Origin of the sequence: Mucilaginibacter corticis, from assembly GCF_007558865.1 — a bacterium.
Lineage (GTDB): Bacteria > Bacteroidota > Bacteroidia > Sphingobacteriales > Sphingobacteriaceae > Mucilaginibacter > Mucilaginibacter corticis.
In genome coordinates, this window is the sequence record NZ_VLPK01000001.1 from 2,148,202 (window position 1) to 2,165,032 (window position 16,831).

At 44.1% G+C, this 16,831-nt stretch carries 15 protein-coding genes and 1 tRNA gene; 12 read left to right on the forward strand and 4 right to left on the reverse strand.

Annotated features, from left to right (window positions below):
• Complete coding sequence (locus FO440_RS24385) at positions 1–162, forward strand: hypothetical protein (protein ID WP_186292608.1); 162 nt, start codon at positions 1–3, stop codon at positions 160–162.
• Between the two features lie 41 nt (positions 163–203).
• Here the strand turns inward: FO440_RS24385 and FO440_RS09445 are convergent, their stop codons facing one another.
• Both FO440_RS09445 and FO440_RS09450 read right to left on the reverse strand, forming a co-directional pair.
• Positions 204–3,683, reverse strand: coding sequence for a glycosyl hydrolase (locus FO440_RS09445; protein WP_144247944.1), 3,480 nt, complete (start codon positions 3,681–3,683; stop codon positions 204–206).
• Between the two features lie 205 nt (positions 3,684–3,888).
• Positions 3,889–4,605 (reverse strand): basic secretory protein-like protein, encoded by a 717-nt coding sequence (locus FO440_RS09450; protein WP_144247945.1) that lies wholly within the window; start codon positions 4,603–4,605, stop codon positions 3,889–3,891.
• Positions 4,606–5,039: 434 nt separating this feature from the next.
• Between FO440_RS09450 and FO440_RS09455 the strand changes: the two genes are divergently transcribed.
• Both FO440_RS09455 and FO440_RS09460 read left to right on the forward strand, forming a co-directional pair.
• On the forward strand, positions 5,040–5,624 hold the full coding sequence (locus FO440_RS09455; protein WP_144247946.1) for an RNA polymerase sigma factor: 585 nt from the start codon (positions 5,040–5,042) through the stop codon (positions 5,622–5,624).
• Positions 5,621–7,273 carry a porin family protein gene (locus tag FO440_RS09460; protein ID WP_144247947.1) on the forward strand — a complete coding sequence of 551 codons (1,653 nt, stop codon included), beginning with the start codon at positions 5,621–5,623 and terminating at the stop codon, positions 7,271–7,273. Before FO440_RS09455 ends, FO440_RS09460 begins: the two co-directional genes overlap by 4 nt.
• A gap of 57 nt (positions 7,274–7,330) precedes the next feature.
• On the opposite strand, the gene FO440_RS09465 is transcribed toward FO440_RS09460, so the two are convergent.
• The gene (locus FO440_RS09465; RefSeq protein ID WP_144247948.1) at positions 7,331–8,248 is read right to left on the reverse strand and encodes a PfkB family carbohydrate kinase; all 918 of its coding nucleotides are present in this window, start codon (positions 8,246–8,248) and stop codon (positions 7,331–7,333) included.
• 195 nt (positions 8,249–8,443) lie between these two features.
• On the opposite strand from FO440_RS09465, the gene FO440_RS09470 reads away from it, so the two are divergent.
• Complete coding sequence (locus FO440_RS09470; protein ID WP_144247949.1) at positions 8,444–8,734, forward strand: GIY-YIG nuclease family protein; 291 nt, start codon at positions 8,444–8,446, stop codon at positions 8,732–8,734.
• A gap of 113 nt (positions 8,735–8,847) precedes the next feature.
• Positions 8,848–8,924, forward strand: a tRNA-Asn gene (locus FO440_RS09475).
• On the opposite strand, the gene FO440_RS09480 is transcribed toward FO440_RS09475, so the two are convergent.
• Positions 8,887–10,176 (reverse strand): recombinase family protein, encoded by a 1,290-nt coding sequence (locus tag FO440_RS09480; protein ID WP_246104195.1) that lies wholly within the window; start codon positions 10,174–10,176, stop codon positions 8,887–8,889. The two genes, FO440_RS09475 and FO440_RS09480, sit on opposite strands and share 38 nt — an antisense overlap.
• A 40-nt stretch (positions 10,177–10,216) precedes the next feature.
• On the opposite strand from FO440_RS09480, the gene FO440_RS09485 reads away from it, so the two are divergent.
• The 7 genes from FO440_RS09485 (at position 10,217) to FO440_RS09515 (ending at position 16,815) form a co-directional block, all read left to right on the forward strand.
• On the forward strand, positions 10,217–11,353 hold the full coding sequence (locus FO440_RS09485; RefSeq protein ID WP_246104196.1) for a plasmid transfer protein: 1,137 nt from the start codon (positions 10,217–10,219) through the stop codon (positions 11,351–11,353).
• Between the two features lie 19 nt (positions 11,354–11,372).
• On the forward strand, positions 11,373–11,987 hold the full coding sequence (gene traK / locus FO440_RS09490) for a conjugative transposon protein TraK (RefSeq protein ID WP_144247952.1): 615 nt from the start codon (positions 11,373–11,375) through the stop codon (positions 11,985–11,987).
• Complete coding sequence (locus FO440_RS09495; RefSeq protein WP_144247953.1) at positions 11,965–12,381, forward strand: hypothetical protein; 417 nt, start codon at positions 11,965–11,967, stop codon at positions 12,379–12,381. The genes traK and FO440_RS09495 overlap by 23 nt, the downstream gene beginning before the upstream one ends.
• Before the next feature lie 4 nt (positions 12,382–12,385).
• A complete protein-coding gene (traM, locus tag FO440_RS09500; protein WP_144247954.1) occupies positions 12,386–13,570 on the forward strand; it encodes a conjugative transposon protein TraM in 1,185 nt (394 codons plus the stop codon).
• Positions 13,571–13,573: 3 nt separating this feature from the next.
• Positions 13,574–14,410 (forward strand): DUF4138 domain-containing protein, encoded by an 837-nt coding sequence (locus FO440_RS09505; protein WP_144247955.1) that lies wholly within the window; start codon positions 13,574–13,576, stop codon positions 14,408–14,410.
• A complete protein-coding gene (locus tag FO440_RS09510) occupies positions 14,410–14,676 on the forward strand; it encodes a hypothetical protein (protein WP_144247956.1) in 267 nt (88 codons plus the stop codon). Before FO440_RS09505 ends, FO440_RS09510 begins: the two co-directional genes overlap by 1 nt.
• 123 nt (positions 14,677–14,799) lie before the next feature.
• A complete protein-coding gene (locus FO440_RS09515) occupies positions 14,800–16,815 on the forward strand; it encodes a type IV secretion system DNA-binding domain-containing protein (RefSeq protein ID WP_144247957.1) in 2,016 nt (671 codons plus the stop codon).
• The last annotated feature ends 16 nt before the right edge of the window (positions 16,816–16,831 follow it).

The following is a 16,831-nucleotide window of genomic DNA, read 5'->3' on the forward strand; positions in this document are numbered from 1 at the left end:
ATGACAAAAACAATCCTCGGGATCATTCTTTTCCTGGTACAGATAGGCCTGGCTTTATTTTATAATCAAACGGTCGATCTTATTTATATAGCAGTTTTTGCGGTGCTGACTTTTGTGTACATACTTTACAAATATTTCACCGGCAAATACAAAGCAGTTTGATCATAAGGGGCCAGCCCAAAAAAGCTGACCCGCATTTGGTTCTATAATTTTTTATGCTGATAAGTCCGCAATAATACCGGCCCTAAAAGGCCTGATGGCTGCAATACCGAATTAGCATCCCAATGTTTCCATGTGGTGAAAGTAATGCGCTTTGAGTCGCGTTTAACATTCTTGTCTAACAGCCATTCAGGCCATACTTTCGGAACGTAAGGCGTCCAGGTCATATCATCGGGCAATTGCGCATCGCCAATCAGGCGGTTTGGCCATAAATTAGTGATCCGTATCTCAAGATCATTTTTTCCCGGATGTACGGCGTTACCAAGGTCTACCCTGAAAGGGGCAGTCCAAAGCACACCAAGGTTTTTCCCGTTTACAATAACCTCTGCAATTACCGACACGCTTCCCAGGTCTAACTCAACGGAATTACCTTTCTTGATCATGTCTTTGGTTAACACAAATTGCTTTTTATAAGTAGCCGTACCTGAAAAATAACGTATTCCTTCATCAGAAGACTGTGGCCATGAGATCAGTTTTGAGAATGTGGCTGTTGCCGGTGCACCCAGGTTAGGAGGGAAACTCACTTTCCACGGACCGGATAGTTCAATGGGTTTAGGCAATCCTTTTACTTCGGTAGTTTTAACCGAGCCGGCATCTGTAGTATAAATTATTTTGCCGTTGTAAGGTGTAACCCAGCTGGGCATTCCGTTTTCATAGACAAGCTTTGGTTGCGGCGTATCCTGTTCAAAGTGGGCCGCTGCACCGTTTTGAATGGCGGTTTTACGTGTTTCGCCCGCTGCTGAATATACTAACCGGAGTTCTCTCTTAATGTTACTTTGTGCAGCCGGTACGCCAAATAAACTGTCAGTAACAGTAAAAGCCAATTTGTTTGAGTTAATGAGACTATTTATGTTGGCACTAACATCATATACCGGATATTTTGGAGCCATATCTTTTACATCCTCCGGAAACCTGCCGTAAATAGCCCTGATCAGCTTAAATTCTTCATTGTTGAATTTGATATCCTGTTGTTTGTTTTCAAGCAGGTTTAACTGGTGTCGTTGCCCGCCTAATTCGTAGGCTACGCGCAGTTCTTTAACAGAACCCGGGGCGGGGTCGCTTGTTGATAAATGATTATCGGCAGCCAGGTGAATGCCATCTTTTGTAATAAGCGGTGATAGAACATCCGTAACATCAACCAACCCATCTTGCAGGAAAGTACCATATTCGGCCTTGATAATTTTCAGATCAAGAAGAGGTTTTGATGGCTGATGCTGCAACACGGTCTTTACATTGGTAATATGGTAGTTAGGCGAAGAACTGTTTTTACGAAAGACCACAAAAACAGATCCGTTAGGATCAAAGGTCATCGGGATCTGAATAGTATTATCAGGGCCTTTTTTCCAAAGTAAGATATCTTCTGTTTTGCCGGTTTCAGGGTTCCACAATTCCGGTTTTTTGCCCGGCGCTCTAAAGCTGCATATTTCTTTGCGGCTTTCATTTTGAGGGTTGGCAACAAAATAAATATCGTCATCACCAGCTTTACGATGGATAAAACTCAAATCAGAACCCGTAGGGCCGCCAGAAAAATCAGGTGCCAGGTCAAGTTTTGTAAAAACATCGGTAACAGATGCTTTCGTCGTTATTTTGTCCCAGATCTCGTCAGCCAGTTTTGTTACCTTTTCATCGCAGACCGGATAAGCCTGCAGGCTTGGCGATTTGACAGGTTTAGGCCCGGTAATTACTGCGCCGCCAAGTACTAATTCTTTAATTTTTGACAGTAACTCAGGAGTGGCCCATGCTGTTTCAGGAAGGATCAGCAATCGATATTGCAAGCCGGTACGTGTGTAAATTTTACCGTCTTTGGCAGTCAAACCCGCTAATTCATCCGGACCGATCTGGTCATAATCATAACCGAGCGCTTTAATGTCAGGTCTTGAAATAGCATCATTAGGCGATGACTCGCCTGAAAATACCAGAACATCTGCCGTGCTTTGCCCTTGTTGTAACAAAAATTGCGAGCGTGCAAGATAGCTCATGTAAGCATGGCTTTGTTCCCACCAGGTGTTTAGTCGGCTCATCTCTACGCCATACATGTGGAAAGTAACTCCCGGTGCCAGGTTCCACGGTTGATGTACGTAAGTATGAAATATAATACGATTCACGCCTTCCGTCCACTGGTGGTCACCCACAGGTTTCATAGTTGCGGGATGGTTACGCCAGCCGCCTGTACTGGTAAAGGACTCGGCACCCACAAGTGTATTACCATTAAGATGCGCAATAGATGCCGCTAATTTTGGAGACTCGGAATACACTGTATTGCCCAGCCAAAATTCGCCCATAACAATATCGCCGGTTGCACCCACCTTAGACGATTCGAACGGCCCACCGTATGGCTCGACCGAAAATTTCATGCCGTGTTTGTGACATAATTCGCTAAAATATCCGTAATAATTATCAGCCATCAGATCGCCAATAGTTTTGCGAAAATCCCACAGGAAGCGTTCAGATATTTCGCCGCTTTCTACATAGTAACCGGCCAGTGTAGGCAAAAAAGTAAAGCAATCATAATGGCGGCGTTTTTTAAAATCTTCTCTGAAACCCTCTGTCCAGTTATTACAACCCACCTCGTAGCTGTCTATTAAGCAATTGGTAAGAGTTGGCCCAACAAGCGAACCTAATTTATCAAGTATCGGCTGTACACCTCCGGCCCAATAGGCATCAAGAGCGGTACGGCTCATTTTATCAACCTCAAGGCCTTTGCCACCTAAACCGGCAGGGCGGTTTTGTGTACCGTTAGGCGTATGTCCAAACCTTATTACTGTCCATTCGCCGGCGGGGGCCTCCCAATTTAAAGTTTCGCCTACCATCTTTGAAGTAAGGTCAATTATTTTGCTCTTATCTATAATTGATGCATTATCTATTATTTTGTCGCTTGGGTCTAAGCGGACTTTGAAACCATCGCCACTCAGCGTTTTAAGAGCAAGGTCATCTATCCGCTGGTTGCCTTTAGGGGTTGGAAAGGCTATTACAGCTATGTCCTTATAAAAGTTAAATTTTGTGTTTGGCTGTGGCAGGATTTGATGTATAGTATTGCCACCGGTAACCTCGGTTTGTGTGTACACAACAGTTTGCATAGCGTTTTCAGGAGTGACCCATGGGCCGCCGCTTGATGACCAGCCGGCGCTGTTACCAAAACCCATTTCAAGGCCAAGCCGTTTTGCCTCTGATACCGCGAAGCGGAAAAGCTCAAGCCATTTGGGGCTCATGTAGGTAGCAGGTCCTTCGGGGTATCCCTGGCCAACATTAACTATTTGTGCCTCCTGGATGCCTACACGTTTCATCGCTTCCAGGTCGGCTGTTATGCCTTCTTTTGATACGTTTCCATCTATCCAATGCCACCAGGTACGTGCCTTTGCCGCAGGTGGCGGATTTTTAAAGCCGGCCAATAAAGTATTTTGCGCCGCTGTGGGCCTAACAAAGCATAACGTTAAAATAGTTATGATAAAGATTATCCGATTCATTAGAGGTCATTGTATTGGTGGGGCAAAGTAAAAACAATGACAGAATGAACCGTCCTTAACTGTCTTCTTTAATGATAGTCATAGCTTATTGGCATATTGGCCGCTGTAACCAGTTTCAACAGGAACGTTTTTTAATTTTAAAGGCAAAAAAAATGCTAAGATCGAATTATTCAATCTTAGCATAAGCAATGTAAACTTTCAGCTTTTAACCTTTTGGGGTATTGGCAGCGGCATAATCGGCCCAAAGCTGATCAAACGTTTTGCCGGTTAAATCTTTAATGGTGTTATCGGTATAGGTATGAGCGCGTAATTTAGCGTCAAGACTTATTACTAAACCCGGTTTTATATTTTTCTCAACCCAAAGAAAAAAACGAGCGGTTATGCGATAACTGTTGGTATAGCTTTGGGTGCTTTTAAATTTAGGCAGGTACCATTTAGCGCCTACATTATCAACACCAAAAACAGCACGGGCATAATCGGCTATGCCTTCGGTAAGCCATCCAGGGCCATTGCTGTCGCCATAATCCTGCACAATATGCATTACCTCATGTGTCACTACATCAAGGTCCGTAGGTTTTTTTAACATCCATGCAGGGTTAAAAGTTACTACACCATTACCTGTAGCGGCCACGCCATCATAGCCGGGGTCAATTACAAATGTTACTTTATTTAAAGTGTTTTTATTAAAGGTTTCTGCCTCGGCAGGGTAAACCAGGAAAAATGCATCGATCATGCGTTGTTTAACCGCGCTGCCTTCTTTTGCAAAAGTGGCGTCTTTGTTTATAAAAATAAGGGTGTAAGTTTTGCGACTTATCGAGTCGTGCGTAAGGGTATAGGTGCTCCTTGTTATGGTATCAGTAGTAACCTGGGCGCTTGCCTTTAATCCGGCACAAAGGCCGATAATCAATAATAGTTTTTTCATTGTGGTTATATGGTAAATCGTTTTATCATCTGTTCAAATATCGTTTAATTTGGAGTATTTTCAATAGCAATAAACATAATTAAAATATTTTATATCACTCTTACCCAACGTTTCTACGCCACGGTGCGATGATGTAATAAAGGATGTTCAAAATCAATATAAACAACAAAAACCTGGACAATGGCATATATAGGCGTTTTATCATTCGGATTGTATTTATTTATGTCGATAATATGGGTTGCTGATAAGAAAAGTAACAGTTATCGCGACTAAGCAAATAAAAAAGACTAACCCAAACTGCGCGATTAGTATTTACAACAGTTTGAGCTTAGGCGTACTTTTGTCTACTTAAAAATATTTTTAAATAGACCCAACGTTTCTGTAACTCGCTTCGAAGAACCTGTGTAGGATGCTATCTTAGCGATAATTTTTTAATGAATCTGCCTAAACACCAAACCGACGAACTGGTTAACGGATGTATGAACAACAACCGGGCGGCACAGGAAAGTTTATATAAGCTTTTCTATGCCGATATGCTACGGGTATGTCATAGCTATTTGCCGGATAAAGAGTTGGCTAAGGAGGCATTTAATACCGGGTTTTTAAAGATTTTTCAATCCATCAAAAATTTCGATAAAGAGAAAGGGGAGTTAGGTGGCTGGATGCGTAAGATCATGATATTTTCTGCTATTGATCTTTGTCGTAAGGAGTTGAAATTTACCTCGCTAACCCTGCAGGACCAGGATAAAGACGAGTTTTTTATATCGCCGCTGGCTTTAGAGAGATTATATTTTGAAGACATCTTAGCTAACATCAGGTTACTGCCCTACGCTACCCAAACCGTATTTAATTTATATGTATTAGATGGTTTTACCCATAAAGAAATAGCCGATCAGTTGAATATAAGTGAAGGTACCTCTCGCTGGCATTTAGCGGAGGCCAAAAAGAAATTAAGAGAACTGCTTGATCCATCGCGGCCAAACGACCAAAGAACAGAAAGGAGTGTTAAGGCAAAATGAAAAATCAGGAAAAATACCTTAAACTTTGGCAGCAAAAACGCGATGACCTGCATGTTGATATGGATGCGCAGGCAGATTGGTCTGCAATGCACCAGCTTTTAGATGCACAAATGCCGGTTGTTAATACAGCGGTTGGTACACAATCATTGTTAAAAACTACCTTGTTGCATATCGCTAAGTTTAAACTGTTATATACATTGGCGGCATTATTAACAGCAGGCACATTAACATACTTTGCAGTTCGCAATAATCCGGTGGTAAATAAGAAACACAACCATCATGAAATTAATAAGATTTCAGGGGATCATAATACTAAAGCTATAACAACAGAAGAGCCGGTAAGTGGCTACAGCGCGCCTATTAGCGAAAATAACAATGTGCCTAAAGATGCGGGCAAGCCAGTATTGAACACGTCAGAAAAAGCAGTTAAAAACGTGACAGATAAAACCGTTAACGCAGTCGCAAATAATAATTCCGTAACAAGTAATAATACATCAACAAACAATAACAGAAAAAGACCGGCCAATAATCTTACAGGTGCTTCATCGACGAGAAATAGTAACGGTAATAGCAACACAAAACCGGGCTTAAACAACACAGCAACATTATCGTCAGGTAACGGATCAAACCTTAACTCGAATTCATTAAGCAATATATCCCCTAATTCAAGATCATCACATCTAAATAATAATCATACCAACAACTATATAAGGGTGAATAAAGCTGGCGTTAAAAAAGATCAAGTACGTAGGGGTACAATTAACACAGGTTTTAGCGGAACGGCTAATGGCGAGTCCGCCACTGGTTCACAGGGCTACAGCACTCTTAATACAAATCCCCTTGTTCTGCAGGCATGGCCGCCTCAGGCTATAATAGGCCGGGATGTGCATGATTTAGCAGGTAATAATGCAACTTCTTCAACTATCATCAGTAAGACGCCTGTTGATCCGACAATGACAAGGAAGCTTGCATCTACAAAGACAAAAAATAAGAGTTCGTTTTCATTGCCTTTTGATTGGGGGATTTTAGCGGGAATAAATACCCCCGGCAGCTTTGGCCAGGCAAAGCAAAACAATAGCAAGGGTATGCCTTTTGATATGTATGGCGGCTTGTTTGCAACGTATAACCTAAACAATAAATGGGCTATTAACCTGCAAACCAGGTTACCTGTGCCGCACCTGGCAAAAGGCAGTTATTTACACACCGAAGAAGGAAAAACTGATACCGGGCAGGCTATAAAAACGGTAAATTCAAAAATAACCGATTCACGGAAAATGTATACGACTGATATTGCCTTGCATATGCTGTATAGTGTGGCCCCTAATATTGGCGTAAAAGCCGGACCGGTGCTAAGTATCCCGTTGACACAGGCCAACGGTGTAAGCGTTGTTTCAACAACAGGTACGCCTAAAGACACGATTGCCTATTACAGTAAATTAGCCGATGCTATAAACGGCACCAGTATTGAGAAAAAGATCCGTTATGGCATATCGGGTGGGGTAAGCCTTAATTATAAACGGTTTTTGTTGGATGCTACTTATTATCATGATCTTCAAAAGCAAAAAGTAAGCTCATCATTAGGGGGCTATACATCAAATACCAATAACTTGCAAATAGCTATTGGTTTTAGGCTCAATAAGAAAAAATAACAAGAAAGGCCGGGTACTATCCGGCCTTTCTTGTTATTGAAGTAGCTATAGGTTTTTTTATTTGATCTCAAAAGATGCTAACTGTACAAACTCCTGGATCCGCGCATTTACTTCAGCCTCGGCAAGGTTTTTGATTTTTTCAGTACCGAATTTCTCAACACAGAACGATGCTAGTGCCGAACCGAAAATAATGGCATTTTTCATGTTATGAAAGTTCACGGTATCAACCTTGGCCATATAGCCGATAAACCCGCCCGCGAAAGTATCGCCTGCACCGGTTGGGTCAAACACCTCGGCCAGCGGTAATGCCGGGGCCGAAAAGATCTTATCTTCATGGAAAAGCAGTGCGCCATGTTCGCCTTTTTTAATGATCAGGTATTTAGGCCCCATGGTCAGAATCTTACGGGCAGCTTTAACCAGCGAGTATTCGCCTGATAATTGGCGAGCCTCGGCATCATTAATAGTTAATACATCAATTAGTTTAATGGTTTCCAACAGGTCGTCCATTGCAATGTCCATCCAAAAGTTCATGGTGTCCATAACAATTAATTTAGGGCGATTTTTAAGCCGTTTAATAACTGTTTGTTGTACTTGTGGTGTAAGGTTGCCTAACATCAGGTATTGGCAGTCCTGGTAGTTGTCAGGTATTATAGGGTCAAAGTCGGCTAATACATTTAACTCGGTTGCCAGTGTATCACGGCTGTTCATGTCATTATGGTACTTACCACTCCAGAAAAAAGATTTTTCGCCTTGTTTAATTTGCAAACCTTCGGTGTCAATACCATGGTTGTTAAAGTCGGCTATCTCTGTTTGCGGGAAATCATCACCTACCACGGCAACAATTTTTACCTTGTCATAAAAGTAAGAAGCGGCCAAACCTGCATAGGTTGCAGCGCCGCCAACAATTTTATCTGTCTTACCAAAAGGTGTTTCAATGGCGTCAAATGCCACAGTACCAATAACTAATAAACTCATCTAATATTTTTTATAAATTTTTTTTGACAAATATTGTGAAATTAGCTCAGAAATCATGTCTTTGAACGCATCGAACCTGAAAATGATTCCTGGGTATCTCAGCCGGCCCCGATAGCTATCGGGGGAGAATCTGACTGTTAATCAGAGGGCCGTCTCCAAATGTTGGTAATGCTTAATAACAAATCAATTTAACACATGCTTTTTTACACCTATATTATTTACTCTGCCTCAACTAAGAAATTTTATGTTGGCCAAACTGACAACTTAATTTTAAGATTAGAGCAACATAACTTGTACACTTTTATAAAATCCTCAACCAAATATGGAATCCCTTGGGACGTTTACTTAGTTATTGAATGCTGCAATCGCAAACAGGCGGTAAATATCGAATCACATTTAAAGAAAATGAAATCAACAAAATATTATCAATCTCTTAAAATGTATCCTGAAATAGCTGAAAAGTTAAAAGAAAAATATCCTGGTTAACACAGCATTAAAATGAAATAAACTCATCTTTAGTGTTTTATATTTTTTTTGAAAAAACATTGTGAAATTAGCTCAGAAATTATACTTTTGCACACTCCAAACCGGAAAATGATTCCTGAGTAGCTCAGCCGGTTAGAGCATCTGACTGTTAATCAGAGGGTCGCTGGTTCGAGCCCAGCCTCAGGAGCCAGAGTGGGCAAGCACGTTTTACGGTCGCTTGCCCTTCTTTTTTTATCCCCTAACTGACTGTTTATCAGATATATAAAAGAATACAAATCATTTACAAAACCGGTTCGATGTTGTATATCTTCAAAAGTGAATTTTTGAGGGTACATCGAACCAATAAGCTCTCTTTTTTCGCAAGTGTTTGATTGACTGAATATTACATTAAGGCGGGTCAAAGTAAATATCGCACCTGTGATCAAAGGTTCTATATCCAAAATTCTTCGCTGATTCTGGTTGTTATCGGCCAGTTCTGCTAACTTAGCTTCCAAGACGATAATCCGGCCCTCTGACATAGTTTTGATCGCTTTGTAATCAGCCGCATCAATATCGCCATTAAGTAGCAGCTCACGGGCCTTGCCAACTTTGTCATTGAGAGCATTAATTTCATTTAGCAATTCGGAACGATTATCTCTTTTGCTCGAATGCTCGCTGTAGTAGGCATCGATGATTACCTTCGAGAATAGTTCCGAAAAACGGTCATCAATGCAGTAATTTTTCAGCTCATCTGTAAAAACGTCATTGACCTCCTCAGCCTTATACCGACAACCGCATGCGGAGGAACAATGATAATAGTGATAATAAGACTTTCTGCCTTTTGAAGCACTCCCACAAAGTGTGCGGCTACATTTAGAACAGCGGATAAAGCCGCGAAGTGGCAGATGATCAGGCGAGTGAATTTTCACTTTCATGAGACGCTTTTTCCCGTCTAATATGTCCTGAACATCATAAAATAAACTTTCAGGTATTATAGCTTCGTGCTGACCCTTAACCGTGTGCGCGTCTTCATCTTTGTATTTAACGATCAATATTCTGCCACAGTAAACCGGGTTTCGTATAGCATATAAGAAGTTATTCTTTTTGCAGTTAAGCCCTTTTTTCACGGCCTCTCTAAAAATTTGCTCTGAAGGAAACATTCCTTTCGATAGTTCTTCAAACGCCCATTTCATTATTTCACCTTGTTCTTCGTCGATGCCAATATATTTTTTACCTCTTTCATCATGTTTATTCACGTATCCAATCGGTGCTTGCGACACCCAACGACCTTCTTTTCTCGCACGCCGCATACCATAGAAAGTATTTAATGCGCGGCGGTCATTTTCAATTTCAGGTGCAGTGAGATAGATGGCTAGCATCATTTTATTTTCCGGTACCGACATGTCAAGTGGCTGTTCAATCGCTTGTGGCTCTACGCCTAAAATTTTTAAGGTATTAATCATTTGGTAAGCATCAGGTGCATTACGGCTGAATCTGTCCCATTTGCTGTTCACCTTTTGGGGAACAGCAGGCTTCGCCCAAACCGCGACGGTTGACACCGCCATCAGCCGCAAGTCGCTGCAATACTTGCAGGGAGATGCTGTGTATGAGACTGGTGTCATGGTGTTTTTGAAGGGCCTCAAAGATTCGATCTGGAACCATTTCAGCCTTTTTATTGGCGACGCGCAGGCGCTGGCCGCTATCTTTATGATCATATTTTTTGCCATTAAGAGTTATGAAATGATGGTTGGTGATAAGCAGATGGAGATCATGCCGCTCTTACGTCCTTTTGGTCTGGCCATGATCATTATCTGGTGGGGCGGCTTCGTGAAGATGGTGGCCTTTCCGACAGATCTCGTAGCGAATCAGACGGAGCAAATGTTTGAAAGCGTACAAAGCGATGTCGATGGTTTACGGTTCACGCGCGCTAACCTCATGCTTCAGGTCGCTAATTCGTTGTACACTTTCCAGGCGCAGGCAGATGTGGCCGAAAAGGAAAGCGATACCTGGTATGGTCAGGCCTGGAACGCGGTCACCAGTACCGTCAAGCAAGGCATTGCCGATGTCGTATCGCCCTTGCTGGAACTGAAAAACCGGCTCACCGTCGGCATGCAGTTATTATTTACGCAGCTACTGGAACTCTTGGGGATATGGATACTGAGAGTCAGTGTATATATAATTTTCATGATCCAAATTATCTATTCTTCAATCCTGATTATCCTCGGGCCATTCTCGGTTGCAGTGAGTATTCTGCCTGCCTTTCGTGATAGCTTCAGCACCTGGGTCGCCCGATTTGTATCGGTCAATTTGTACTCGGGCATTGCTTACCTGATCATGTATTTATGCGGATTGATGCAGCAATATGCGTTGACCTCTGAGATCAGCAAATACCAGGAACTGGTCGGCAAGACGGGCGCGCCTGCGGATATCGCCAAGCTGGCGGTTTTCGCTGGCAACGGCATTTTATCTTTTGGTACCGTCATCATCGTTTTTGTGATCGGTGCTATATGTATGTTCACCGTTCCCAGCATTTCAACCTGGATAATTTCCACCTCAGGTGTCAGCTCAGCCGCTTCCAACTTCGGCCGTGGCGCCAGCACCATGGCGGGTGCTACCCGTATTGTCGGCAGCTTTATCTAATCTTTTTCCATCCTTTCTTATGATCGTAAAAAATATCGAAGCCAAAGTAAGGCTGGCGACCTGGGTGGCCGTGGGCAGTTTCCTGACTTCCATTATCCTCTCGGGTATTTGCTGCTCCTATGCCTACCGGCAGGTTTCAGATTCCCGAAAAAGCATTTATATCCTAAGCAATGGTATTCCCTTACAGGCCAACCAGACGGATATGCAGGTCAACCGACCGGTCGAATATCGCGCCGACATCGATCTGTTTCATGCGCTTTTCTTTTCGCTGACGCCGGATGATAAGTATATCGAGTACCAGTTGAAAAAAGCGATGTACCTCGTAGATGAATCGGGAGCCGACCAGGTGAATAACCTGAAGGAAAATGGCTTTTTTAATTCCGTACTGTCTTCCAGTTCGGTGATCACCCTGCAAACGGATTCTATAAGTTTAGATCTGCCTAAAAAATATTTTCGTTACTACGGAAAATTAAAGATCGACCGGCGCAGCTCAACCGTGATCCGTTCCTTGATCACTGAAGGCTATTTAAAGGATATCCCGCGCAGCGATAATAACCCGCATGGCGTGCTTATCATTAACTGGAAAACGCTCGAAAACAAAGACCTCGAAAATGTTCAGAAAAATTCATTCTAACCGCGATCCCAGGGATACGCTGTACAGTGAGCTGCGCAAAGAATTTTCGGTGTACGCTGAAAAAGGTAACCGTTTCGGAAGGCATCTTGCCGGTCAATACCCCCGTTTTCTATTCGGCTTGATGATCGTCTTACTGACTCTTTCGGCTGTTTTAGCAGTCGTACTGCACAGGCAAATGCTGCCGCCGAAAAAAGTGGCGACCAATAAGCCGATAGTTATCGACAGCAGCTTCGACCAGATCCTGGCAGCAGGCACCGCGCTAAAAACGACTATTCATTTGAGGCGGCAGGTGGATAGCATCACTGCTAAGAAAGTACTCACCAAAGACGACAGCCTGATGCTTGTCCGCGATCTCGACAGCCTGCAGCATATCCGTCTCACCTTACCCCATTAGCATCATGAAACTTAATTTTAAACAACCCAAATACATCCTGCCGCTGATCCTGCTGCCGTTCCTGTGTTTGTTCTTTTTCGTTTACCATAGCGGCTTTGCCACGAAGAAAACTGAGGAAAAACCTGTCAATGGCATCAACACATCAGTGGGCCAGGTTTCCGGGGACGTCCAGAAAAAACAACTGGATGATAAGCTGGATGCTTATCGCAATACCTACAAACAGGGCGATGGCATGACGGCCGTAAACGCGCTGCCCGCGGAAAAAACCAGTAATCCCACCTTTCAAAGCAGTTATTCAGATAAGGAAAAGAAAATGCTGGATTCAATCAATGAGGCGATGAAAGCAAAGTATGCGCAGAATCCCGTTAGTTTACCTGCGCGCAAACCTGCCAATAACGACCAGGCAATGCTGACTGCGCTTAATGGTTTAAGGAACCGGCAAAAAGTCTCCCCTTCCGGGGAAAATTTAGAGGCGACTAAGATCAGGGACCCGATGGAAACGTTTAGGCAACAGATGGCCTATCTCGACAGCATGAACAAAGCCAATGACCCGGCGGTCAAGGCTGAGCGACAAAAGTCCGATGCGTTGGCGAGGATCAATGCGCAAAAAGCAGCAGAACCTAAATTAGCCGTGAAGCTGGCGGATGGGCCGTTAGCTGACTTTAATACCGTGTTGCCCGACAAACACCCTGATTTTATCAAAGTAGTGATCGATGAGAACCTGACCGGTTACGCCGGTTCTCGAATCCGCCTGCGTCTGCTTGATGATATCGACGCGGGGAATTACCGCATAGCCAAAGGCACTTACGTATATGCGCTGATCACCGGCTTTTCGGGACAGCGCGTGGAGCTGACGGTCAAATCGATTCTCTATGAAAATAAGATCCTGCCGGTCAAATTGCAGGTGTATGATCTCGATGGGCTATCCGGGCTGTATGTACCGGAATCCGCTTTCCGGGATTTTACCAAAGATCTGGGCACCAATACCGTGCAGGGCGTCACCATAGACGGAGGCGGGACAGGTTCCGTGGCCAGTCAGTTCGCCATAAGCACCGCCAGCAAAATGTTCCAGTCTACATCCTCTGCCATAGCAGGCCTGATCCGCAAGGACAAAGCGAAGATCAAATACAATTCTTACCTCTATTTAATCGATAACGAAGCGCTCGAAAAAGCGCAGCAACACTATTAACCAATGAAACGATTAGCTCTTTTATTTGTCGCGATTATCGCGGCCCTGCATAGCTATGCCCAATTAACGCCGTTCGCGGATGGCGTTAAAAAGAATGACTTGCCGGTTATTTGCCTGCCCGAGAATGTATCCGTGCAGTTCATTTCGCCAGAACCTATTCAGTACGTGGATATTTCGGCGAAAAGCCTTGTCGGCGACCTGCCGCTCAAAAATGTGCTGCGCATCCGCCTGCGTGATTCGGTGAATTTCACTGATGCTGTAGTCACCATTGCCGGTGAGAAGTTTATCGCGCAATACCATGTCATCCGTGCCGATTCCATTACAGCGCGGGATGCCCGGACAGCAATTCCTGTTGATCTGGCTGACAGTAAACCGCTGGATATTTCAGGGATCGGGCTTTCACAAAACCAGCTGAAGGCATTGGCATTGAACCTGTTTTGTAAGCGGCCGGGCCATGCGATTGAAAAAACAAAGGCCTTTGACCTGAAGGCCGAACTCTACCATATTTATACGGCCGGGGATTATGTTTTTCTTGACCTGGGTTATCGGAACAAAACGAACCTGGCCTACAACATAGAGGACTTTCGTTTTCATATCGATGATAAGAAGATCACCAAGGCTACCAATGTGCAGTCCCTGGAGCTGCACCCCGAATTCGTGCTTTTTAATCAACCCCTATTTCAAAAGACCTACCGCAACATCATTGTCCTGAAGAAACTGAGCTTCCCCGGTAACAAAGTGCTGCATATCGAGCTGAGTGAAAAGCAGATCTCCGGACGGGTGATCACCTTGACCATCGCTTACCAGGATCTCCTTGATGCGGATATCATCCCCATCTGATGAACCCACTGAAGTTACTAGAGCCGGACGAACGCGAACACTACGAGTTTTTAAAAACTGTTTTCGAGCACGAATTTGAAGAAACTCATCTGGCTTTCCGGTTGAGCGGCAAACTAACCAGTGAATTACTAAATCTGCTACCGCTTTGTGCTTTCCTGTTTGAGGAATATGGCTTTCCTGATCCGGAATACAGTGGCCTGCTATACCAGGCATTAACGAATGCCCTTGCGCAATACCTGGCGGTATTTCATTTCTTGGTCAGCTGATTATACCGAACAAAATATATGGAAAAACCCGCCAAAAAGCGGCTCCCTCCGTACCGCTAAAAAACAATTAAACTTATGGAGGAACGGCGTAAGCCCTTCTGACTTCCTATAAAAAATAACATTATGGAAGAAACCCACGAGCAGCATAAGCTGCATGGCTTTATGCAATGCTTGATCTATGTCTCCATTGCGCTGGAAGCTGCCATCTTTGTTTATAAGCAAGCCCCGTTCTGGGGCTTTTTTTATGGGCCGATAGAAAAGTTGAGCCATGTGGCTGTTTACAGCCATTTGCTGTACAGTAAGCTGGCGACTTTGTTGCTGCTCTGTCTGGTCAGTATCGGCACTTTGGCCAAAAAGAAACAAGAACTCGATCCGAAGCTACATATCCTTTACCCATTGGCTTTGGGGCTGCTGTTGTTTTTTGGCAGCGCTTTCCTGTACGGGCGTGTTGGTGCGCTCGCCTTTACATTGACAACTTGGTGGAATTTGGCTTACATGCTTGGTTCGTTGTTCGGGACCATTTTACTGAGTGTGTCACTGGACAACGTTTCCAAAATGATCCGCTCGGGTTTGGGCAAGGACATCTGGAATGTAGAAGGTGAAAGCTTTATGCAGCCGGTGAAACCCATCGTGACGCCATATTCGGTAAATATCCCGATGTTGTTCTATTATAAGGGCAAGGTCAGGGATGGCTGGATCAATTTGGTCAATCCGTTTCGGGCGACGATTCTGATAGGTACACCGGGCTCAGGTAAGTCCTTTGGTATTGTTAATCCTTTTATCCGGCAACTCATTGCCAAGGAGTTTTGCTGCTGTGTCTATGACTATAAGTATCCCGATTTAGGAAAGATCGCTTATTATCATTATTTACTGGCTAAACAGCGGGGCAAGTGTAAGGGCTACGATTTTCATGTGATTAATTTGAACGATGTCGAACGCAGCCGCCGTACCAATCCCTGGCGCGCCGATTATTTGAAAACGCTGGCCGACGCTTCGGAAAGTGCGGAGGGTCTGGTGGAAGCCATGAAGAAAGGCGATAAAAGTGGCGGCAGTGACCAGTTCTTTACCCAATCAGCGGTCAATTTCTTAGCGGCCTGCGTCTATTTCTTTAGCAAGCACGCCGGTGGCAAATACTCCAGCTTGCCGCATGTACTGTCTTTCCTGAATCATTCTTACGAGGATATTTTTAATACACTGTTTTCAGAACCGGAACTGGTTTCATTGCTATCGCCATTTAAGACGGCTTATGTCGCTAAAGCTTTTCCCCAATTGGAGGGACAGATCGGCACCCTGAAAATATTCATATCGCGGCTGGCTACGAAAGAGACGTTTTGGGTGTTTTCCGGCGATGACTTTAATTTGAAAATATCGGATAGGTCGTCCCCTGGTATAGTGGTGCTGGCTAATGACCCGAGCACGCAGAATATTAATTCGGCCTGCTATTCGGTCGTGATGAACCGGCTGACCAAGCTGATCAACAGCAAGGGGAACCTGCCATCTGCACTGATCATTGATGAGATCCCGACTTTATATGTCTATAAAATTGATAACCTACAGGCCGTTGCACGATCTAACAAGGTGGCCATTTTAATGGGGCTTCAGGAATTGCCGCAGTTCAATCAACACTATGGTAAAGATACCGCTGCAACGATCACGGCTGTAGTGGGTAACGTGCTCGCCGGTTCCGTGCGGAACAAAGAAACCCTGGACTGGCTCGAACGCATCTTTGGTAAGAACAAACAGATCGGCGAAAGTCTCTCTATAGATCGCAATAAGACTTCCACTTCTTTACAGGAAAAATTAGAGCCGCTGATCCCGGCCGGCAAGATGGCCTCCCTGAATACGGGGGAAATGGTAGGGCTGATCGCTGCAGATGTGCAGGAAGTCTACACCGGCAAGTTTGAAACCTCCGCCATCAACTGCAAAGTGAACTTAAATGCGGCTGAACTTGCCGTCGAAGAAGCGGCTTACCGTGAGCTGCCCGTGTATTATGATTTTGCCGGGCGCAAAGACGAATTATTGCGGGAAAACTTCATGCGCATAAACAGCGAGGTCGATGCCATCGTCGAAAGTTTTCGCAAACCTATCCCGCAGGTAGAAGTGCTACCTAAAGGCAGCATGACCCCGAAGAAAAAATAACACCTTTTAATTATTA